This window comes from Paenibacillus gallinarum (assembly GCF_014836635.1).
Classification (GTDB): domain Bacteria; phylum Bacillota; class Bacilli; order Paenibacillales; family Paenibacillaceae; genus Paenibacillus; species Paenibacillus gallinarum.
This window is the reverse complement of sequence record NZ_JACSQL010000021.1, coordinates 1-20,195: the sequence shown is the minus strand read 5'-3', so window position 1 is coordinate 20,195 and position 20,195 is coordinate 1. Positions and strand designations below refer to the sequence as shown.

At 43.6% G+C, this 20,195-nt stretch carries 19 protein-coding genes and 5 tRNA genes; all 24 read right to left on the bottom strand.

Translation table 11 applies throughout. The features are described from left to right. Positions 1-47: 47 nt before the first annotated feature. The 24 genes from H9647_RS24115 to H9647_RS24000 all read right to left on the bottom strand — a co-directional run bounded on the left by H9647_RS24115 (position 48) and on the right by H9647_RS24000 (position 20,114). Positions 48-998: an ROK family glucokinase gene (locus H9647_RS24115; RefSeq protein ID WP_191804824.1), complete on the bottom strand. Its 951-nt coding sequence runs from the start codon at positions 996-998 to the stop codon at positions 48-50. A 172-nt stretch (positions 999-1,170) separates the two neighbouring features. Continuing rightward, positions 1,171-2,136: a thioredoxin-disulfide reductase gene (gene trxB / locus H9647_RS24110; RefSeq protein WP_191804822.1), complete on the bottom strand. Its 966-nt coding sequence runs from the start codon at positions 2,134-2,136 to the stop codon at positions 1,171-1,173. A 37-nt stretch (positions 2,137-2,173) separates the two neighbouring features. Further along, a complete protein-coding gene (locus tag H9647_RS24105; protein WP_191804847.1) occupies positions 2,174-3,964 on the bottom strand; it encodes a tetratricopeptide repeat protein in 1,791 nt (596 codons plus the stop codon). A gap of 276 nt (positions 3,965-4,240) precedes the next feature. Beyond that, a complete protein-coding gene (locus tag H9647_RS24100) occupies positions 4,241-5,188 on the bottom strand; it encodes a ribose-phosphate diphosphokinase (RefSeq protein WP_191804820.1) in 948 nt (315 codons plus the stop codon). Positions 5,189-5,316: 128 nt separating this feature from the next. Then, complete coding sequence (gene hisJ, locus H9647_RS24095) at positions 5,317-6,135, bottom strand: histidinol-phosphatase HisJ (protein WP_191804818.1); 819 nt, start codon at positions 6,133-6,135, stop codon at positions 5,317-5,319. Positions 6,136-6,153: 18 nt separating this feature from the next. Next, entirely contained in the window at positions 6,154-6,852 is a 699-nt protein-coding gene (gene hisIE, locus H9647_RS24090; RefSeq protein ID WP_191804816.1) for a bifunctional phosphoribosyl-AMP cyclohydrolase/phosphoribosyl-ATP diphosphatase HisIE, read from the bottom strand. Further along, positions 6,849-7,607 carry an imidazole glycerol phosphate synthase subunit HisF gene (gene hisF / locus H9647_RS24085; protein WP_191804845.1) on the bottom strand — a complete coding sequence of 253 codons (759 nt, stop codon included), beginning with the start codon at positions 7,605-7,607 and terminating at the stop codon, positions 6,849-6,851. The genes hisIE and hisF overlap by 4 nt, the downstream gene beginning before the upstream one ends. Positions 7,608-7,675: 68 nt before the next feature. Further along, complete coding sequence (hisA, locus tag H9647_RS24080; protein ID WP_191804814.1) at positions 7,676-8,431, bottom strand: 1-(5-phosphoribosyl)-5-[(5-phosphoribosylamino)methylideneamino]imidazole-4-carboxamide isomerase; 756 nt, start codon at positions 8,429-8,431, stop codon at positions 7,676-7,678. 29 nt (positions 8,432-8,460) lie between these two features. Further along, positions 8,461-9,084, bottom strand: coding sequence for an imidazole glycerol phosphate synthase subunit HisH (gene hisH / locus H9647_RS24075; protein ID WP_191804812.1), 624 nt, complete (start codon positions 9,082-9,084; stop codon positions 8,461-8,463). A gap of 3 nt (positions 9,085-9,087) precedes the next feature. Further along, positions 9,088-9,705 carry an imidazoleglycerol-phosphate dehydratase HisB gene (gene hisB / locus H9647_RS24070; RefSeq protein ID WP_191804810.1) on the bottom strand — a complete coding sequence of 206 codons (618 nt, stop codon included), beginning with the start codon at positions 9,703-9,705 and terminating at the stop codon, positions 9,088-9,090. A gap of 126 nt (positions 9,706-9,831) precedes the next feature. Next, on the bottom strand, positions 9,832-11,121 hold the full coding sequence (hisD, locus tag H9647_RS24065; RefSeq protein WP_191804808.1) for a histidinol dehydrogenase: 1,290 nt from the start codon (positions 11,119-11,121) through the stop codon (positions 9,832-9,834). 200 nt (positions 11,122-11,321) lie between these two features. Further along, positions 11,322-11,957 (bottom strand): ATP phosphoribosyltransferase, encoded by a 636-nt coding sequence (gene hisG / locus H9647_RS24060; protein ID WP_160036709.1) that lies wholly within the window; start codon positions 11,955-11,957, stop codon positions 11,322-11,324. A gap of 35 nt (positions 11,958-11,992) precedes the next feature. Next, positions 11,993-13,213, bottom strand: a complete 1,221-nt coding sequence (locus H9647_RS24055; RefSeq protein WP_191804806.1) for an ATP phosphoribosyltransferase regulatory subunit — start codon at positions 13,211-13,213, stop codon at positions 11,993-11,995. Between the two features lie 271 nt (positions 13,214-13,484). Further along, positions 13,485-13,994 carry an acyltransferase gene (locus H9647_RS24050; protein WP_191804804.1) on the bottom strand — a complete coding sequence of 170 codons (510 nt, stop codon included), beginning with the start codon at positions 13,992-13,994 and terminating at the stop codon, positions 13,485-13,487. 8 nt (positions 13,995-14,002) lie between these two features. After that, positions 14,003-14,644: a pyrophosphatase PpaX gene (gene ppaX, locus H9647_RS24045; protein WP_191804803.1), complete on the bottom strand. Its 642-nt coding sequence runs from the start codon at positions 14,642-14,644 to the stop codon at positions 14,003-14,005. Positions 14,645-14,662: 18 nt separating this feature from the next. Next, positions 14,663-15,685, bottom strand: coding sequence for a prolipoprotein diacylglyceryl transferase (gene lgt, locus H9647_RS24040; protein WP_191804801.1), 1,023 nt, complete (start codon positions 15,683-15,685; stop codon positions 14,663-14,665). Between the two features lie 103 nt (positions 15,686-15,788). Beyond that, the gene (gene hprK / locus H9647_RS24035; RefSeq protein ID WP_191804799.1) at positions 15,789-16,727 is read right to left on the bottom strand and encodes an HPr(Ser) kinase/phosphatase; all 939 of its coding nucleotides are present in this window, start codon (positions 16,725-16,727) and stop codon (positions 15,789-15,791) included. 241 nt (positions 16,728-16,968) lie between these two features. After that, positions 16,969-18,093 (bottom strand): ABC transporter ATP-binding protein, encoded by a 1,125-nt coding sequence (locus H9647_RS24030; RefSeq protein ID WP_191804797.1) that lies wholly within the window; start codon positions 18,091-18,093, stop codon positions 16,969-16,971. A gap of 144 nt (positions 18,094-18,237) precedes the next feature. Beyond that, positions 18,238-19,356, bottom strand: coding sequence for a PucR family transcriptional regulator (locus tag H9647_RS26250; RefSeq protein ID WP_191804795.1), 1,119 nt, complete (start codon positions 19,354-19,356; stop codon positions 18,238-18,240). A 259-nt stretch (positions 19,357-19,615) separates the two neighbouring features. Continuing rightward, a tRNA-Lys gene (locus H9647_RS24020) sits at positions 19,616-19,688 on the bottom strand. A gap of 7 nt (positions 19,689-19,695) precedes the next feature. After that, positions 19,696-19,781 (bottom strand) — tRNA-Tyr (locus tag H9647_RS24015). 11 nt (positions 19,782-19,792) lie between these two features. Further along, a tRNA-Phe gene (locus H9647_RS24010) sits at positions 19,793-19,865 on the bottom strand. 87 nt (positions 19,866-19,952) lie between these two features. Next, positions 19,953-20,029, bottom strand: a tRNA-Asp gene (locus H9647_RS24005). An 11-nt stretch (positions 20,030-20,040) separates the two neighbouring features. Further along, positions 20,041-20,114: transfer RNA gene (locus H9647_RS24000), tRNA-Met, on the bottom strand. Between the last annotated feature and the right edge of the window lie 81 nt (positions 20,115-20,195).

The following is a 20,195-nucleotide window of genomic DNA, read 5'->3' as shown; positions in this document are numbered from 1 at the left end:
CGTCTATCTATTGACTACTTTTATTATTATATAAGTTACTTGCTATCTTAGGAACGAATCAATAATCCAGCTGCTCCTACAATACCAGCGTCATTTCCCAAGGTCGCCGGTACAATGGTTACCCCTTTTTGAAGAGGCTCAGGCGTAAGACTTGCAAACACACTGCGCACTTCATCAAACAAAATATCACCAGCTTTGGAAACGCCTCCGCCAATGATAAACATCTCGGGATTTAATACAGCAGCAACTGATGCCAAAGATTTTCCAAGATAATAAGCTGCACGATGAACAATTCGAAGAGCTACCTCATCGCCTGCTTTCGCGGCATCAAACACATCTTTTGCCATAATGGTATCTACGGATTGCAGTGAAGTATGATCTCCACGTTCTACTGCATCATTCGCCATACGTATAATTCCTGTAGCCGAGGAAACCGTTTCAAGGCAACCCATTTTCCCGCATCCACATTGAATCGCTTCTAGATCCGGTACTACATTCGTGTGACCTATCTCGCCAGCCATTCCTGAAAAACCTTGATAAATCTTACCACCAATGATAATTCCGCCGCCGACACCTGTTCCTAGAGTATAGCAGACACAGTTTTCAACTCCATTACCAGAACCAGCCCAAGCTTCTCCAAGAGCCGCAACATTTGCATCATTATCTATCTTAACGAGCTTTCCTAGCCTATCTTCGAGTATCGAACGGATCGGTACATCTTTAAAACCTACGTTAGGCGCGAGTACGATTATTCCCTCTCGCACATTAGTGAATCCGGCTACGCCTGCTCCAACTCCTGCAAGTTGCTCCCAACTGTATGGTGATTCTTCCACAATATGACGAATATATTTCTCGATGTTTGAAATGACAGTATCAACGCCCTTACTCACTTCTGTCGGGCCTTCATATGTATGCAGAAGTGTTCCTTGCTCATTGCAGATCCCAACTTTGATTGCCGTACCGCCTAAATCCACCCCAACGTAGACATTTTCAGACATTGCTAGCAAGCCACCTTTACCATCTGTAATATTTATTCATACGTTATCACTATAATTGAAGGAAGGGGGTCGGTCAAGACGAATACCCTTCCATTTCTCTCAAGTCTCTTTCAATCGAAGTAAGCAAAAAAGCCGTCCGGGACACCTTTTTGTGCCCAGCCAGCTTTTCCTTTTATTGTTCGTTGTTCAATGTTTCGCTCCAGTCATGAGCCATGCTGCCCTCTAGGTACTTCTCGCAGTCCATAGCAGCCATACAACCCGATCCTGCTGCGGTGATAGCTTGGCGATATTTTGTATCCTGCACATCACCACAAGCAAAGACACCAGGGATATTTGTTTCTGTAGTACCTGGATTACAAGCAATGTATCCACCTGCATCCAGCGTGATTTGATTTTGCAAGAAAGCAGTATTCGGTGTATGCCCGATCGCTACAAATACGCCGTCTGCTTCCACTAGTTCATCCTGACCTGTTTCATTATTATGAACTTTCAGACCCTTTACTCCCTGATCGTCAGCAACGACTTCAAGAGGAGAACGATTCAAAGCCCATTTTATTTTTTCGTTTTCTCTCGCACGGTTCTGCATAATTTTAGAAGCCCGTAATTCCTCGCGGCGATGTACGATGGTTACGCTAGAAGCAAATCGCGTCAAGAAGTTCGCCTCTTCCATAGCGGAGTCGCCGCCTCCAACAACAACAATCTTTTTGTTACGGAAAAAGAAACCGTCACAAGTTGCGCAGGTGCTCACACCGCGTCCCACATTTTCTTTTTCGCCTGGGATTCCTAAATATTTAGCAGAAGCCCCCGTTGAAATAATAACGGAATCTGCGGTGAGTTCCTCTTGGCCTTCTACTTTTATGCGGAAAGGACGCTCAGCCAGATCAATGCTTTCTACCCAGCCATTCTTGAACTGAGCTCCAAACCGCTCTGCTTGTTTGCGCATATTGTCCATCAGTTCTGGTCCAAGAATTCCTTCAGGAAATCCAGGGAAATTCTCAACCTCTGTTGTTGTTGTAAGCTGGCCTCCCGGCTCCATGCCTTCAATAACGAGTGGGTTCATGTTAGCCCGTGCCAGATAAATAGCAGAAGTAAGTCCCGCAGGACCTGTACCGATAATAACGGATTTATAGTGAGTCATACATCGTTACCTCCCTTTTACAAAATACAGTTTGATACTACAGCTTTTCCGATAAAGACCCGAACACGGGTTGCAACAAATGTGTAGAATTACATACTAGATCAATTTGCTTAGCGTACCTGCTCACCGTCGAAGCCGAAATGCCATAATGGCCAGCCACTTCCTTATAGGTGACTTCCTTGCCTGCTGATTTAACAGTGAGATATTCGAGTGCAGCAGACCATCCTTCAATGAGGGAGATCGATGGCAATTCAGGAGAGACTTGCTTCAAATAGTCTGCCCATAAATACTGAACTCCCTTGCGTAAAATATCAGGATGCTGATCCATCTTCTCCAAAACTTTGTTTAGGACCGCTTGTTGTTTATCATCCAGCTGCTCGTAGCGGGATGATTCCGCATCTTCACCATTTTGCTTATTCAGTATGGGTAACTCTTTGCCTACCGAACTGGAATCAGCAGAATGCAGAGTGCTATTCTGACTCTTTTCCTTCAAAAGTATCTCCGGTTCCCCAATCTCACGCAGTACGGAAAGAGCGAGTTCTTTGAGCTCTGTAGTCTCGCCCGGTTGTTCCAGAAAATCAGTAAGTGCCTGATATACTTCATAGTCACCAATATGACGCAGAGCACTAATCACTTGGGCTTTACTCGTATCATCACCATGATGAAGCGCCCAGAAGAAAGAAGAACGGATAAGTGGATCGTTCTTAATATCTTCCGGGATACTCGCTCCATATTTTTCCCATAGACGGAATTGTTCCTCAAACGGGAGATGATAGTGGTAACTTACCGTTCCAAAATCTTGATCTTCCTTCCGTGCTGAAAGCCTAGAAATATAAAACTTAGGAACCTCTGATTCAGGATCGAGTGCCTGCACCATTTCCCATAGTCGCTCGGCTTCTTTATATCTCTTCGTATTACATGCTGCCACTGCAGCATAATGAACCAGCGAAGGATCGCTTGCTGTTTCTTTATTTTTAAGTAATCTGCGGAAGTGAGCATATGCTGTCTCATGTTCTCCCAGAATCCCCATAGTCGTTCCCAGTTTAAAGACATGCTCTTGCTCGAAAGGAACTAGAGTCTGTAACTGTTTAATAAGTGCCTCTACCTGTTCTTTATTCCCTTCATTCTGATAGAAAATAGCAAGATTGCATAACCCGTGCAGATTTCCCGGCTCCATTTCTAACAAATCAAAGATGGTATCCTTCGCTCTTGAGAACCTTCCCATATAGTAATAGGCTAAGGCCAGATTATTGCGTGCGGCTGTGAAATCAGGCTGATCTTTTGTAATGCTCTCCAGCATTTCTGCTGCCTGAGCGAATTTCCCTTCTTCCAGCAAGCTGCGAGCATAATCATGCTCAGCGATACCTTCTCTAGCTTTAATTCGCTTCACAGGAGTCTTCCGGCCCAGTTCAAAGAACAAAAGATCTAACATCTCTTCCGCCTCATCTAGAAACTGTCCTTGCTCATCCTCTTCCAAATAAGTAACGATAGCTTCTTCTGCGGCTTCAAACTGCTCCATGTTCGCGTAGTTATTCGCCATATAGAAATAACACTCCATCATGGAGGGATCGACTTCAGTGAGCACATGATTCAAAATTTCATTAGAGCGGGCATAATCCCCCATCTCAGATAGGATGCCTGCCACATTACAATGATTGACCGGATTTTCCGGTTCATATTCAGCTGCTTTACTAAAATATTTTAATGCCTTGTCATAATGATTGCGATCCAGCGAGCGGACAGCTCTTTCAAAGAAAAAAGAAGCGTCCAGTTGAATCGGTACAACATTGACAAGAGAGCGATCAGTCCGCTGCGGTTTGCCCTTCATACGTGCCAAGGCACCTCCTTATATCATACGATTTCATACTCTCCAGTATAACATAATCTGAAGGACTCTTCTCGTGTTGCAGAACTATACAACAGATGAAAAATTTACTTCACCACTCTATAAAAGAGATGTACACATTATATGAGGAACTCACGTGATACTTGGTGTCTCCTACTTATTCATTACCCTTTACGAATCAGCCTACTAACCCTGCCAAGCCAAACGCAAACAAGGCTCTTCGCTGAAGAACCTTGCTGAGTGATCTATTCGTCCTCCTTAAATACCTGCATCCTTGAATAACGTAGCAATAGAACCGCCATCGAGAATAATCCGGATTGCCCTTGCCAGCATAGGAGCAACTGACAAGACGGTGAAACAAGGTGGTCCTGAAGGCGGAAGCTCAATAGAATCCGTGACAATCACTTCCTCAATATGAGGATGAGAAAGTTTTTCCAACGCCGATCCCGAAAAAAGCCCATGTGTCGCACAGACGATCGCTGGATATGCATTTCTTTCTTTAAGCCCTTCAACTACGTTAACAATTGTCGTACCTGTATCAATTAAATCTTCAATAATAATAGGGGTTCTGCCATCAACATCCCCGATTACGTGAGTAATAATAGACTCATTATGGGTTGGACGCTTCTTAATCATGATAGCAAACGGAGAATCCAGCCTGCTTGCCAGTTTCTCTGCCATCGATGCTCTTCCCGCATCAGGCGATACAATGACAGGTTTATCGATGTTTTTGCTTTTAAGATAATCGCTAATTAAGTCCAACGCAGTAAGATGGTCAACTGGGATATTAAAAAATCCCTGAATCGCTGCTGCATGAAGATCAATCGTTACAATCCGGTTTGCCCCTGCGGTGGTGAGTACATCAGCCAGCAACTTTGCTGAAATCGGCTCCCTTGGAGCCGACTTTCTCTCCTGCCTCGCATAACCGTAATAAGGCAGAATGATATTGACCGTTCGGGCAGAGGCACGTTTAGCTGCATCAATCATGACAAGCAGTTCAACTAGTAACTCATTGATCGGTCTTGATAGAGATTGCACAAGAAAAACATCACAATTACGAATCGTTTCCTCATAATGCACGTAAATCTCCCCGCTCTTGAAGCGGGATATCTTGATTTTACCCTGCTCTACCCCTAACTTCTGGCATATATTTTGTACCAGCTGAGGATTGGATGATCCCGAAAAAATACGGAGAGAGTGCTGCATACATGCCTCCTGAAGACCTTATTTTTAATCACTAGTATTTCTTAAAATATTCGGCTCACAACGATCATAGAGTAAACTTTATAGCGAATCGTATATTTTTTCCTTTATTATACTACGCTTATTATAGATTACAACGAAACCATGAAGCGCTTTCTCTCTTTAAAGGTAGCAAGTTCGGTATAACCAATCTCTTTTAAAAGCGTTCTAGCTATATCCACATTCTCTCCTACTTTCACCGGATCATGGGCATCCGAACCGACCGTTACCGGAATCCCCAGCTGATAGGCTTGCTTCAAAATGCGCTCACTAGGGAACATTTCAGCACACGGCTTAGATAAGCCGGAGGCATTCAGCTCAATTGGAATCCCGCAGTCAGCAATCACCTCTAGGGTTTCGAGTTCTAGCGCATACCAAGCATCCCGCTCTTCCCGCTTAGGCTCATATGTAAATCGTTTGATTGCATCAATGTGTCCAAGAAAATCATAAAACCCGCTCTTTGCGGCTTTTTGAACAGCATCGTAATACGTCCGATATACTTCAAGCACATCTTTGCCTTCCCAGTGGTAGACTTGTCTGTAATCAGTAATATCCCATTCTTTCAGGAAATGAACGGATCCAATCACATAGTCAAAAGGATAGGCCGAAATGATCTGTTCGATCTCTTTTTCATAACCTTCAATGTAGTCTCCTTCGAGTCCAACACGCACCTCAATATCATCCTTATACTTGTCTTTCAGATAAAGACATTCCTCGATGTATCTTGGGAGCTCTTCCATAGGCATCGCCATCTCTGAGTAATACTCAGCTGGATTAACGTGGAGCAGAGGCATATGATCTGACAAGCCAATCTGAGTGTATCCGAGCTTGACGGCCTGTTTAACATAAGACTCCAGGTCTCCTACCGCATGTCCGCATCTGGCATGATGGGTATGATAATCGATTAACATGAGTATTCCTCCCTTACACTAATCGCGACGTGGACGCTCGTGACGCAGACTGAGTTCTTTTAATACTTGGTCCAGGGGAAGTTTACGCTCTTGCAACAAAACTAACAAATGATACATTAAGTCACTAACCTCAAGCTTCAGTTCCTCGTTATCTTTGTTCTTTGCTGCAATAATCGTTTCGGATGCTTCTTCACCTATTTTTTTCAGAATCTTGTCGACCCCTTTGTTGAACAGGTACGTGGTATATGCTCCTTCAGGGCGATCTCGTTCACGTTCTGCAATCACCGACTCAAGCTCTGCGAGCACATCAAAGCGATGACTTGTGTATACCGAAGACTCACTCTCTGCTTCCTCTGTATGAACACCATGGATTTCCCGATAGAAACAAGTTGTTTCTCCTGTATGGCATGCCGGACCCTTCGGTTTAACCAAAAATAATAGGGTATCTCCATCACAGTCGTATTTTACAGAGACAATGGATTGTACGTTCCCAGAGGTAGCTCCCTTATGCCACAATTCACTTCTCGAACGTGACCAGAACCAAGTTTCTCCCGTAGTTAATGATTTTTTCAGGGATTCCTGACTCATATAGGCCAGCATCAGAACTGCTCTTGAATCAGCATCTTGGATTACGGCAGGGACGAGACCCTGATCATTCCACCTAATATATTCGGTCACCTGTCCCAGTGATAGCTGATCTTTTAATTGATTGCTCATCGAATCTCCACCCCTTTGGCTTTCAAATGTTGTTTTAGATGAGGAATCGCAATTTCCTTATAGTGAAAAATCGTTGCAGCAAGCCCTGCATCCGCTTTTCCTGCTGTAAACACTTCCTCAAAATCTTCTTCTTTCCCTGCTCCTCCCGAAGCGATCACGGGAATACCTACTGCATCACTAACAGCAGACGTAAGACGAATATCAAAACCATTCTTTGTTCCATCGGCATCCATACTTGTAAGCAGCAGTTCACCTGCTCCGAGCTTCTCTGCCTGCTTCACCCACTCCAGTGCTCTAATTCCGGTAGGCTTACGTCCGCCGTGTGTGTACACTTCCCATTCACCAAATTCATCATTCCATTTGGCATCTACAGCAAGCACGATGCATTGCGAGCCAAACTTGAGCGCACCTTCCTCAATTAAAGATGGATTCAGAACTGCCGCTGTATTGATTCCGATTTTATCAGCACCTGCACGAAGGATTGTCTTCATATCATCAACATGTTTGATGCCCCCGCCTACCGTAAAAGGAATTGCAATCTCACCAGCCGTCTGACGCACAACTTCTACCATTGTCTGTCGTCCTTCTACAGATGCTGATATATCAAGGAATACAATCTCGTCTGCACCTTCACGATCATACAAGGCAGCCAGCTCTACGGGATCTCCCGCATCACGCAGATTTACGAAATTCACACCTTTAACAACTCTGCCGTCCTTTACATCCAGGCAAGGAATAATTCGTTTAGCTAGCATCATCCGACCTCTTCTCAGCTTATTTTCTTTACTTTCTAGCAAAGACTTTATTTAGCCGCGACTTGAATTTATTTCAAATCGGTAACGCCACTATTCTCTACCGTTTCAACCGCCTGTCTTAGGTCAATCGCTCCTGTGTATAATGCCTTACCGATAATTGCTCCGCTTACACCGTCTTCTCGGTGTCTGTGCAGTTTCACAAGATCCTCCATCGTGCTTACACCACCAGAAGCAATGACCTTTTGGCCGCTAGCTGCCGCTAGTGCAACGATAGCCTCCACATTAGGACCTTGCATCATGCCGTCTCTCGAGATATCCGTAAAAATAAAAGTCTGTGCTCCATAAAGGGAAAGTTCTTTTGCAAGGATCTCTGCTTTCACTTCTGATGTTTCGAGCCAGCCACGAGTTGCCACATAACCATCTCTCGCATCGATACCAATGGCCACTTTATCACCATATGTACCAAGCACTTGCTCCGTAAACTGCCGATCCTCAATAGCTGCTGTGCCTAGAATGAGTCTTGCAACGCCCAGATCGAGCAGTTTCTTAACATCCTCTATTCTGCGAATTCCCCCGCCTACCTGAACAGGCACCTGAACCTTTGCTGCGATCTGACCAATGACTTCGATGTTAACCGGCGACCCTGCTTTGGCTCCGTCGAGATCCACTAAATGGATGAAAGATCCGCCTTGATCTTCCCAAGCTTTTGCTGCCTCTACAGGACTGTCATGATACACCGTTTCCTGGTTGTAATCCCCCTGAACAAGACGTACACATTTCCCGCCTCTAATATCAATTGCCGGATAAATCATGAATGCTGTCATTGCATAGGCCCCCTTATAAATGTTCCAGATTAACTACTAGACTCTGCTAGTTTCAAAAAGTTCTTCAACAGCTGCATACCGAGCTCTCCGCTCTTCTCTGGATGAAATTGCATTCCATAAACTGAACCTCTGCCGGCAATCGCTGTAACAGGAAAGCCATAATCCGTTACCGCAAGCAGGTCCTCATCATTCTCAGGTTCGACATGATATGAATGCACAAAATAGACGTGACCTTCCGTCAAATCTTGAAACAGTGGATTATCTCGCTGTATAAACTTAAGCTCATTCCAACCCATATGTGGCACTTTGTATGAGGAACGGTCTTCAAACCTTACTACCCGTCCAGGTAAAATATTTAGTCCTTCATGCTGGCCATGCTCCTCACTGCTGCTAAAAAGAAGCTGCATTCCAAGACAAATGCCAAGAAGCGGAATTTCTTTCTCCTGAACCTCTCTCATCACTTTATCAAGCCCGGCTTCCCTAAGGTGCTGCATAGCATCACCATAAGCTCCTACCCCCGGCAACACCACACCCGATGCTCCCATAATTTCTTCTTTCTTACTCGTTACTTGTGCTTCATAGCCAAGCCGTTCGATCGCCTTGCTTACACTATGAAGATTCCCCATCCCATAGTCGACAATGGCAATGGTCATAGACTACAGCACTCCCTTCGTAGATGGAACTCCCGTAACACGCGGGTCAACGAGTGTTGCTTCATCAAGTGCTCTGCCAAGCGCCTTAAAAATAGCCTCGATCATATGGTGTGTGTTTTGTCCGTAGTGAACAATTACGTGCAGCGTAACACGCGCTTCCAGCGCGAATTTCCACAAGAACTCATGAACAAGCTCAGTCGAGAAGCTTCCTACCTGCTGGGACGGATAATCAGCCCGATATTCAAAGTGAGGCCGGTTACTGATATCAATGACTACTTGTGCCAACGCTTCATCCATAGGAACAAATACACTGGCATAACGTTTGATCCCTTTTTTGTCGCCCAAAGCTTCACGAAGTGTCTGACCAAGACAGATTCCGATATCCTCAACCGTATGATGATCATCAATTTCTATGTCACCTTTCGCCTTTACCTGAAGATCGAATTGTCCATGTTTTGTAAACAAATCAAGCATGTGATTTAGAAAAGGAACGTCCGTCTCGATCTCAGAACGACCACTTCCGTCTACCCCAAAACAAAGCTGAATATCGGTTTCATTGGTTCTCCGGCTGACTTCTGCCCCGCGTCCGTCACCAAGAAATTGCTGTTCACCATTTCCCATCTGGTTCTCCACCCTTCAATCACTCTTCTATATTGAATTGCTATATTAATTCGCCTTAATTTTTGCCTTACCATTTGCCTTACTGAGCGCTAGTCACTCTATTAGAAGTCACATTTTTAGATGCTCTCATCCTTGTTTTTCAAGCATTAACCGGACTTCAATTGCACGAGCATGCCCTTCTAGTCCCTCATGACGAGCAAGCCCAATAATTGCTTCTCCATTGGCTAAAAATGCTTCCTTGCTATAGTAAATCAAGCTCGATTTCTTAGTGAAATCATCAACATCCACGGGCGATGCGTATCTCGCAGTTCCGTTCGTCGGGATAATATGGTTAGGACCTGCAAAATAATCTCCCACAGGCTCCGAGCTGTATGGCCCAAGGAAAATAGCCCCGGCATGCCGGATATAAGATACATAAGTCATCGGCTCTTGGACCATTACTTCAAGATGTTCCGGTGCAAGCTTGTTGACCACTTCAATTCCTTCAAGCACGGAATCAACAACGATAATACTGCCGTGACTATCGATCGAAGCACGAGCTATCTTTTCCCTTGGCAGCTGCTTTAGCTGCTTTTCTACCTCTGCTTGAACTTGTTCCGCCAGCAGTTTGGAAGTAGTGACAAGAATAGCAGAAGCCATCTCATCATGTTCTGCTTGAGACAATAAGTCGGCTGCTACATATTCGGCTCTCGCCGTGTCATCAGCCAGCACGACGATCTCGCTTGGTCCTGCGATACTATCGATATCGACGGCACCGAACACCTCTCGCTTCGCGAGCGCCACATAGATATTGCCCGGTCCACATATCTTGTCGACCTTGCGAATACTTTCTGTGCCGTAAGCCAGCGCCGCTATAGCTTGAGCGCCGCCTACCCGGTACATCTCGCTTACGCCTGCTTCCGCAGCAGCCACGAGAATGTACGGGTTAATCCCTTCACCGCCGCTTGTTGCCGGCGGTGTAACCATAACAATCTCTTCCACACCCGCTACCTGTGCTGGAATAACATTCATGAGTACAGAGGATGGATAAGCTGCTTTCCCACCAGGTACATAGACCCCGACCCGATCAAGCGGTCTAATGATTTGTCCGAGCAAGCTTCCATCGGGTTCAAAATCCATCCATGAATTCCGTTTTTGTTTTTCGTGAAATCTACGGATATTGTTAGCAGCTTCGCGGATATGAGATACAAAAGCGCGATCTACCTTGTCGTAGGCTGCCATCATTTCTTCCTTCGTCACTCTGAGCTTTTCTGGAGTAAGGAGCACGTGGTCATGTTCCGCGGTATACCTGAGAACTGCGGAATCCCCTTCTTTACGAACAGTAGAAACGATTTGACGGACCGATTCATTCTGTTCGTTTGTTCCATAATCCACATTCCGATCCAGACGAAAATCCTGAGCTGCTACAATTTTCATCTCACTCCACTCCCTATCTTTGAGTAATATCTTCTACGAGCAGAAATGCACCTTCATAGATGCTAAAAACCCCATTACATTCCGTTATCATGGTCTTTTATCTAAACTACTTTGACTCTAATAATTTTGTTTGTTTATCATCTTCATTATTAGGCTTAGCCTCTATGGACCTGCATTCCTGCCCTCAGGCAATTACGCCATTACCTTGCCGCTGCATTAATGACTTGTTGTAACGAATCACAAATTCCTTGAATTTGATCATTTTTCATACGATAACTAACTCGGTTGGCAATCAAACGACTTGTAATATCAAACATGCTATCAAGTTCAATAAGACCGTTCTCTTTTAACGTCTGCCCAGTCTCTACCATATCCACAATTCGATCGGCTAGGCCAATTAGCGGCGCAAGTTCAATCGATCCATTTAGTTTAATAACTTCTACTTGTTGCCCCTGCTCACGAAAATATTGCGAAGCCACATTCGGATATTTCGTCGCTACTCTCTGCCTGATGCCCGGCTCCCAATCAGGTAACCCGATGACAGACATACGACATCTGGCGATACCAAGATCGAGCAGTTCGTATACGTCCCGATTTTCTTCCAGAAGCACATCTTTACCCACAATCCCGATATCAGCCGCTCCGTATTCTACGTACGTAGGAACATCAACGGGCTTCGCCATAATGAACTCTAAGGACGCTTCTGGAATAGGAATAACGAGCTTTCTTGTATCATCAATATCCTCGGGAATGTATATGCCTGCTGCGCGGAATAATTGAGACGCTTTTTTATAGATTCGCCCTTTAGGCATCGCTACTTTTAAAATCTCACTCATATGCCTTGCTCCTTTCTTATTTGATGTTACACAACCTATATTGGACTGCTGTATGTGTACACTTTTTCATACTTTCCTTGGAGGGTAGACACTGCACAGTTATTTCCCTGCTCATTTGTATCCACGCCTTGGTGATAACGATCCTCTACTCTTTGCATGAGTCTGGTTACTACGGTCCGGCCTTCCGTTCGAAGCTGCAATGCTTGAGACAAAGCCTCTACTCGGTGTTCCTTCGTATATTCAATAAGTACAGGAAGCGGCTGCTCTGCTCGAATTCCTTGCACTCCATCAATAATGCGGTTTGTCTTTATTGCAAAACCCGTCGCGGGGATGTCTTTACCAAACTGTTTCAGCAACTTGTCATACCTGCCTCCGCTGCATACCGGGAATCCAAGTTCTGATGCATAACCCTCAAACGTCATTCCTGTGTAGTATGAAAAATCGCCAAGCATCGTTAAATCGATCAGTACATGTTCGGATACTCCATAAGCTTCGAGCACTTCCCACACCGCGCAAAGATGTTGCACTGAATTTCGCGCTTCTTCACTTGAGATCAATGATTCAGCACGCTCACCTATTTCTTTTCCGCCCCGCAGACGTAAAATAGACTCAAGTCGTTCTTTTTGCTCTGACGACAAGGACAAACCTTCTATTTTCTCTCGGTAACCTACATAGTCACGCTTAAGTAGTACGGCTTTTAGTTCTTCTTGCAAATCTACTTCCCCTGGAATAATCTCACCGAGTAAACCATTCAAGAAACCGACATGACCCATAGCTATTTTAAAAGAAGCAACTCCAGCTGCCTGAAGCGAACTGATAGCTAGAGCTACAACCTCAGCGTCTGCTTCCGGAGAATCATCACCGACCAGTTCTACACCTGTTTGAAAGAACTCTGCTTCACGTCCTGCTTCTTCTTCAATTGCACGAAATACATTCGCATGGTATGAAAGACGTAAAGGCAACTTCTCGTCCTTTAGCATAGAAGAGACTACTCTCGCAATTGGCGCTGTCATATCCGAACGGAGTACAAGTGTCGTTCCCCGGTTGTTTAACAACTTAAACAGTTTCTGATCAGACGTTGAGCTAGCTACACCAACGGTATCGTAATATTCCATTGAAGGGGTAATAATTTGACGATATCCCCAGCTACTCATACATTCCAGCACTTTATGTTCAATCCGTCTCAGCTTATCTACGACATGAGGAAGGTAATCACGTACACCGGCTGGCTTTTCAAAACCTTTTGGTTTGGTCATTTCTGTTCACCTCTGCATCTATAGTTCCTAACTTTCACACCGGATTTAGCATCCACAATCTTTATTGCATTAAAGTGCTACCAATCTAACAAATTAAAGTATTATTCGGTATCTTACCATGCTTTCCCTTTTATCGTCAATTCTTTGTCTTCTTCTAAACTCCTGTATTTATGCCCATTGATTTGAATAAAAGGGTTATATAACAAAAAAAAGACCGCTCTATTAGCGGTCTTCCATGATTTCTATTCTTTTTGGATGTAAAGAAGAACTCTTAGTGTAATGTATTGCTTCCACTTTCTCGTTGAGAACCGAGTTCTCTCAAAGGATTACCCCCGACAAAAGCCCCTGCAGCCACATTTTTATGAACAACAGAACCTGCGGCTACAACTGCTCCGTCCCCAATGGTTATTCCAGGCAAAATCGTCGTGTTCGCACCAATTAGGACGTTATCGCCAATCCATACATCACCCAGTCGATACTCATGAATGAGATACTCATGTGCCAGAATCGTTGTATTATACCCTATTACCGAATTCGTTCCAACATGGATTCGTTCTGGGAAAAACACATCAACCATCACCATCAGTGCAAATGCCGTATGATCTCCTACTTCCATGCGAAGACGGCTTTTGTAAATCCAGTTTTTCAAAGGTAAGATGGGACAATATCTTGCTAGCTGCACCCAAACGAAGTTACGAACCCCTTTAAAGGGACTGACCGTTCGATATATATGCCATAGTGCATTCTGCTCTTCAACGGGATAACGTTCCAGCTTCCTCACAGTATTTACTACTCCTTCTTGGTCAGAGTAAGAATGTCATGCATATCATGCAAAATATAATCAGGGCCATACTCTCTAAGCTTTGCTTCCCCTTTTAGGGACCAAGCTACACCTGCTGCCTTAACGCCGGCTGCTTTGGCGGACTGAATGTCCACTGGACTATCTCCTACCATTAGCGTCTCCGATGGATTCACCTGAAGCTGCTCTACCGCAGTAAGAACCGGTTCTGGATGCGGCTTTGGATGAGTTACATCTGATACAGTTACGATGGTCTCCATATATTTCAGAAGGTCGAACTGTTCCAATACTCGAAGTGTGCTTGGTCTTATTTTTGTCGTAACTACACCCATACGAATCCCTTGCTCGTGAAGTTTCTTCACTACATCCATCACACCCGGAAAAGGCTTTACCATATCATCATGATGAACGGAGTTGTAGGCACGGTATCCTGTAACATATTCTGCTACATCAGGTTTGCCGGTAAATGCCTGCATTTGTTGCTCAAGTGTGCCTCCCATATGAGGAATAATTTCTTCTCTAGAGAGTGCGCCCGGACCGAGCTCATTTAAAACATGGATAAAAGAACTGATAATCAGCTCATTCGTGTCGATAATCGTGCCATCTAGATCAAATAAAACCGTTTTAATCATTTAACTATTGCTCCTTTATTACTCCTTTTTCTGATCAGTACCAGAACCGATAGAAGATGACTCATCTCTGCGATCTTTTTTTCGTTCTAGTTCTGAAACGTTGTCACTACCACCATCTGTAGGAGTCTTACTGGATACAATCGGGTCCATATAACGTTCTTTTGAAGCGCCTGTTATGCGCCTTACTACAATGAGGATGATAGCGACTATAATAATTAAGATTGATAAAACTTGTGATATACGGAGATTTCCATAAGCAGGGTCTAAATACCCCAGTTCAAAGCCCATAGCTGTCATAGGAGACCATAAAGCATTTACGATGGAAGCAAGCCACTCTGGCCCTTGGAATCCGAGACTATCTGTACGCAGTGCTTCGATAAAAAAGCGACCGATGGAATACCATATGAAATAGGACAGGAATAACTCCCCTGCACGCATAAATTTTTGACGACGTAAAACGAGAAGTAAAATAAGTCCTACGATATTCCAGAGAGATTCATATAAAAATGTTGGGTGATGAAATGTACCCTGAACATTCATTTGGTTCACAATAAAGTCAGGAAGATGCAGTGTATTTCTAAGGAAAGACTCTTCTACAGGTCCGCCGTATGCTTCCTGATTGACGAAGTTCCCCCAGCGACCAATTGCCTGTCCAATAATAAGAGAGGGCGCACAAATATCCACAATACGCCAGAAATTATAACCTTTATGCCTAAAATAGAAAAAAGCACAGATAATAGCACCAATTAGTGCTCCGTAAATGGCAATACCGCCATTCCAGATTTTAAATACATCCCAGAAGTTATCCTTATAGTCATCCCACGTGAATGCTACATAGTAAATTCGTGCTCCGATAATAGCAGAAGGAACACCGAGAAGCAATAAATCCATGAAAAAATCAGAGGGGATTCCAAAACGTTTCCCCTCCTGTATTGCGAGCAGCAGACCGACAATGGCTGCAGACCCCAAGATTAGTCCATACCAATGGACACTGAGCGAACCGATAGAAAATGCAATCGGATCAAGTAATAAGGTACCCATCTACCCACTCCCTGTTTCGTTGATAATATAACCAAAGCTAGTTTGTTACATCCTCTATTAAAAGATTAGACTCTGTTTACGTTCCTCAGTTTAACTTAAAGCTTTAGTCCATATCATCGTTATCTTCAGCAATAGTAGCCGTCAGCTTATTCGTAAATTGCAGCGCAGCATTTACACCCATCCGTTTCAGACGGAAATTCATCGCTGCCACTTCAATGATAACCCCAAGGTTACGACCTGGGCGTACCGGAATGGTAACGAGTGGAACATCTGTATCAATAATTCGAGTCGTCTCTTCATCAAGACCAAGACGGTCATATTGCTTATCCTGCTGCCAAGCTTCTAGGCGGACAACGAGTGTAATTCTTTTATGATTACGGATGGCACCTACTCCAAATAGGGTCATAACATTAATAATTCCGACACCCCGAATTTCGAGCAGATGACGAATGAGTTCTGGTGCTGTCCCGTGTAATTGATTGTCTGATGTTTGACTAATCTCTACCGCATCATCGGCAACAAGACGGTGGCCACGTTTAACAAGCTCCAAAGCAGCCTCACTTTTACCAATTCCACTGCTTCCCGTAATTAATAGACCGATACCATATACGTCGCAAAGAACGCCATGAATCGTAGTTGTTGGAGCCAATTTCCCTTCGAGGAACCCAGTAATACGGCTTGATAGAATTGTCGTAGCCATCGTACTACGCAGTACAGGGAGATCTCTCTCGTTACTGATATCAATTAATTCTTGAGGAACATCAAGTCCACGAGTGACAACAATACAAGGTGTTTCTTCGTGACACAAACCTTCCATGCGTTCCCGACGTTCTTTCTCGGGCAACATCTTAACAAAAGCGAGTTCAGTTCTTCCTAGCAACTGTACCCGTTCTGATGGGTAATATTCAAAATATCCTGCCATCTCCAGGCCAGGTCTGTTCAAATCATCTACAGTGATCGGTCTTTTCAAACCATTTTCACCAGAGACAACTTCCATTTGAAATTCATTAACAAGTTGGGATACTTTTACTTTTTTAGCCATATTGTATCTTCCTTTCGGTACGGCAAATATAACGCGGATTCTAAGAGAAAGTGTTGCCACTATTATGTACAGTTCTCTATCTATATTAACCTGATTGTCATTGTACTCATCGTATCGGAAAATGAAGCCGATTGCAATGTTCGGTAAGGTCTACTTACAGGTAGTACCTATGAAGTTGAAAAGGGGCTGCCTGGCTTTAGAAAAGCCTGACAACCCCTTTTATTGGTGCATTATACTCGTATTAATCTAGAACAAGTACGTTTGCTTCTGTTTCTTTATCAAAGATATGGACTTTGTTCATATCGATTGCCATTTTAACGGTGTTACCATCGCGAGTATTCGAACGTCCATCAACACGTGCGATCGTTACATCATTACCTACACCGCTCAGGTACAAGAGCAATTCGTGACCAAGGTTCTCACTAACATCTACTTTAGCTGTGAAAGCAGTGTGTGGAGAAGCTTCCAAGAATACTGGCTCTTCATGAATATCTTCTGGACGAACACCCAGAATCACTTCTTTGCCAGCATAACCTTTGTTTTTAAGAATTTGTGCTTTACCTTGTGGAATTTCTACATCTAGACCAGCTGCCGCAAAGCGAAGGCTTTCACCTTGTTGCGTCAATTTACCAGTGATAAAGTTCATTGTAGGTGATCCAATGAAACCAGCTACAAACAAGTTTGTAGGATGATTGTACAGTTCTTCCGGTGAAGCTGCTTGTTGAATATATCCGTCTTTCATTACTACGATACGGTCACCCATCGTCATAGCTTCGATTTGGTCATGCGTTACATAGATAACAGTCGTTTCAAGACGTTTAGCGAGCTTAGTAATTTCCGCACGCATTTGTCCACGAAGTTTCGCATCCAAGTTAGAGAGCGGCTCATCCATCAAGAAAACTTGTGGGTTACGAACGATAGCACGTCCCAAAGCTACACGCTGACGTTGACCACCGGAAAGAGCTTTTGGTTTACGATCCAGCAAATGTTCGATATCAAGAATTCTAGCTGCTTCACGAACACTCTTATCGATTTCTTCTTTTTTCACTTTACGAAGTTTCAAACCAAACGCCATATTTTGATAAACGTTCATATGTGGATAAAGAGCGTAAGATTGGAATACCATCGCGATATCACGATCTTTAGGAGCTACGTCATTTACAACGCGATCTCCAATATATAGTTTGCCATCGGAGATTTCCTCAAGGCCAGCGATCATCCGAAGTGTTGTAGATTTACCACAACCGGACGGACCTACCAGAACGAGAAATTCTTTATCTTTAATATCTAAGTTAATATCAACAACTGTCGCTTTATCTGCACCCGGATATTGTTTGTAAATATGTTCTAAGCGTACACCAGCCATGATTATTGCCTCCTCAGCATCATTTCGATTTAATAATGAAAGCGAATACAAACATATAATAATACAATGTAATCGAATTCATTTCCTTCTCTTATAATAACCTGGAAAGCCTAGTGGTGACTATGCACAATTCACACAAAAAAATTAAGAGGTTTTCGTCACTTTGTACATGAAGAGAGTCAACTTAACCAAAACTGCATCTTTAAAGGTCCGCACATCAAGACCTGTTTCTTGCTTTATCTTATCTAAGCGATAAATTAGAGTATTACGGTGAATGTAAAGACGTTTTGCCGTTTCACTAACATTACAGTCCATTTGAAAGAAGGTCTCTAAGGTAGATATCGTCTCATCCTCAAATAGGATCGAAGAGTTACTCATTCCTTTTAGGTAATTCGCTCTCTCTTCCTCAGGTATACTATAGATCAAACGTTCGAAATGGAATTGCCATGGAAAATAAACATGCTCGCCAACTTTAAATTTTTTACCGAGTTCGGTTATTTCTCTAAGAAACGAGATCGTAGGAGGTAAGGAGACAATATTGAACAGAGGTTTAGCTACGGATAGATGAAAGACTCCAACCCACTCATTTGCAATCACCTCATGAAGACCATCCGTAAAGGCAGCAAGCTCTTCTTCAATGGAAAGCTGCATTTTTTGCTGCAGAACCACTTGGTCCATATCCTCATCGGTATTATCCAACACTAAACCTAATTCAGCTAATATAGACCATCTATCTTCTTCTAATGGTACTAAGAGCACCTTTCCATCAAAATAGGATTGGAGTAGTTTATTTAAAGCTTTAAGAGATATTCCAGATTCATGAGCTCCCTCATACGTCAGGTAAAAAGGAATCATTCCTTTGGTAAACTGTTTCTCATACACACTAAGATCTTCAGGGAAAGGAATGGATTTATCCTTATCGAAACTCTCCTGAATCCAGCTTCCCAGCTGTTCTATTGAGTTTACCTCTTTATTTTTTGCAATTTCAGTAGTACCTGAATTTTGATGCAGTGATGAAATAATCCATTCAATGAGTGCTCTTTCAGATGCTTCGACATGCTGGGACGGTGCAGATAATAGCATCTGAATTCCATCTTCTTTGCCTGCTTCTAGGTGAAAATATAATGAATCCCCTTCTTCAAAAGAATGACAGGGTTCATCATTTCTTATAAATGTATGTTTATTAATGGGAACCTCAATTATTCGAAATGGTACGTTAAGAATATCCTGTAGTTTTTGCAACAGTACTTCATAATTCGCCACGATGACCACCACTTTACGACTTTATTGTCTACTCTAATGCCTTCTATTTCTTACACTCATACCAACCCAACAAAAATAGTATAATACAGGAAGTATACCTCTACCAAATTCTTTATGTATCTACTGATAAAATTCATCTACTTTAACGGCTATTTAATGAAGTAAGGAATCCATTCATAAGTTTGTCCTCTTGTTCTTATAGAGGATTCAAAAAATATACAACAAAAAAAGCCACCAGTATGAACTGGTGACTTTCGTATGAGCCATGAAGGGCTCGAACCTTCGACACCCTGATTAAAAGTCAGGTGCTCTACCAACTGAGCTAATGGCTCGTAAAACTGGTGGAGGATGATGGATTCGAACCACCGAACCCGTAAGGGAGCAGATTTACAGTCTGATGCGTTTGGCCGCTTCGCTAATCCTCCGAAATAAAAGGTGGCTCGGGACGGAATCGAACCGCCGACACGAGGATTTTCAGTCCTCTGCTCTACCGACTGAGCTACCGAGCCATACATTGAGTTACATAATAATAAAGTGAAAACAAATCTGATTCTCACTTCTTATAAAATCACTCATCTTCATATTAAATAGTTAAATGGCGGAACTGACGGGATTCGAACCCGCGATCTCCTGCGTGACAGGCAGGCATGTTAGGCCTCTACACCACAGTTCCAGGTATTGCAATTGCGGGGGCAGGATTTGAACCTGCGACCTTCGGGTTATGAGCCCGACGAGCTACCGAGCTGCTCCACCCCGCGATATTTTATATGGTGGAGATTGAGGGGATCGAACCCCCGACCCTCTGCTTGTAAGGCAGATGCTCTCCCAGCTGAGCTAAA

What these genes read in the sequence shown, in the direction of transcription:
- H9647_RS24115 (WP_191804824.1), bottom strand. Translation starts at nt 998, where the DNA reads ATGTCTGAAAATGTCTACGTTGGGGTGGATTTAGGCGGTACGGCAATC.
- trxB (WP_191804822.1), bottom strand. Translation starts at nt 2,136, where the DNA reads ATGACTCACTATAAATCCGTTATTATCGGTACAGGTCCTGCGGGACTT.
- H9647_RS24105 (WP_191804847.1), bottom strand. Translation starts at nt 3,964, where the DNA reads ATGAAGGGCAAACCGCAGCGGACTGATCGCTCTCTTGTCAATGTTGTA.
- H9647_RS24100 (WP_191804820.1), bottom strand. Translation starts at nt 5,188, where the DNA reads ATGCAGCACTCTCTCCGTATTTTTTCGGGATCATCCAATCCTCAGCTG.
- hisJ (WP_191804818.1), bottom strand. Translation starts at nt 6,135, where the DNA reads ATGTTAATCGATTATCATACCCATCATGCCAGATGCGGACATGCGGTA.
- hisIE (WP_191804816.1), bottom strand. Translation starts at nt 6,852, where the DNA reads ATGAGCAATCAATTAAAAGATCAGCTATCACTGGGACAGGTGACCGAA.
- hisF (WP_191804845.1), bottom strand. Translation starts at nt 7,607, where the DNA reads ATGCTAGCTAAACGAATTATTCCTTGCCTGGATGTAAAGGACGGCAGA.
- hisA (WP_191804814.1), bottom strand. Translation starts at nt 8,431, where the DNA reads ATGACAGCATTCATGATTTATCCGGCAATTGATATTAGAGGCGGGAAA.
- hisH (WP_191804812.1), bottom strand. Translation starts at nt 9,084, where the DNA reads ATGACCATTGCCATTGTCGACTATGGGATGGGGAATCTTCATAGTGTA.
- hisB (WP_191804810.1), bottom strand. Translation starts at nt 9,705, where the DNA reads ATGGGAAATGGTGAACAGCAATTTCTTGGTGACGGACGCGGGGCAGAA.
- hisD (WP_191804808.1), bottom strand. Translation starts at nt 11,121, where the DNA reads ATGAAAATTGTAGCAGCTCAGGATTTTCGTCTGGATCGGAATGTGGAT.
- hisG (WP_160036709.1), bottom strand. Translation starts at nt 11,957, where the DNA reads ATGAGTGAGATTTTAAAAGTAGCGATGCCTAAAGGGCGAATCTATAAA.
- H9647_RS24055 (WP_191804806.1), bottom strand. Translation starts at nt 13,213, where the DNA reads ATGACCAAACCAAAAGGTTTTGAAAAGCCAGCCGGTGTACGTGATTAC.
- ppaX (WP_191804803.1), bottom strand. Translation starts at nt 14,644, where the DNA reads ATGATTAAAACGGTTTTATTTGATCTAGATGGCACGATTATCGACACG.
- lgt (WP_191804801.1), bottom strand. Translation starts at nt 15,685, where the DNA reads ATGGGTACCTTATTACTTGATCCGATTGCATTTTCTATCGGTTCGCTC.
- hprK (WP_191804799.1), bottom strand. Translation starts at nt 16,727, where the DNA reads ATGGCTAAAAAAGTAAAAGTATCCCAACTTGTTAATGAATTTCAAATG.
- H9647_RS24030 (WP_191804797.1), bottom strand. Translation starts at nt 18,093, where the DNA reads ATGGCTGGTGTACGCTTAGAACATATTTACAAACAATATCCGGGTGCA.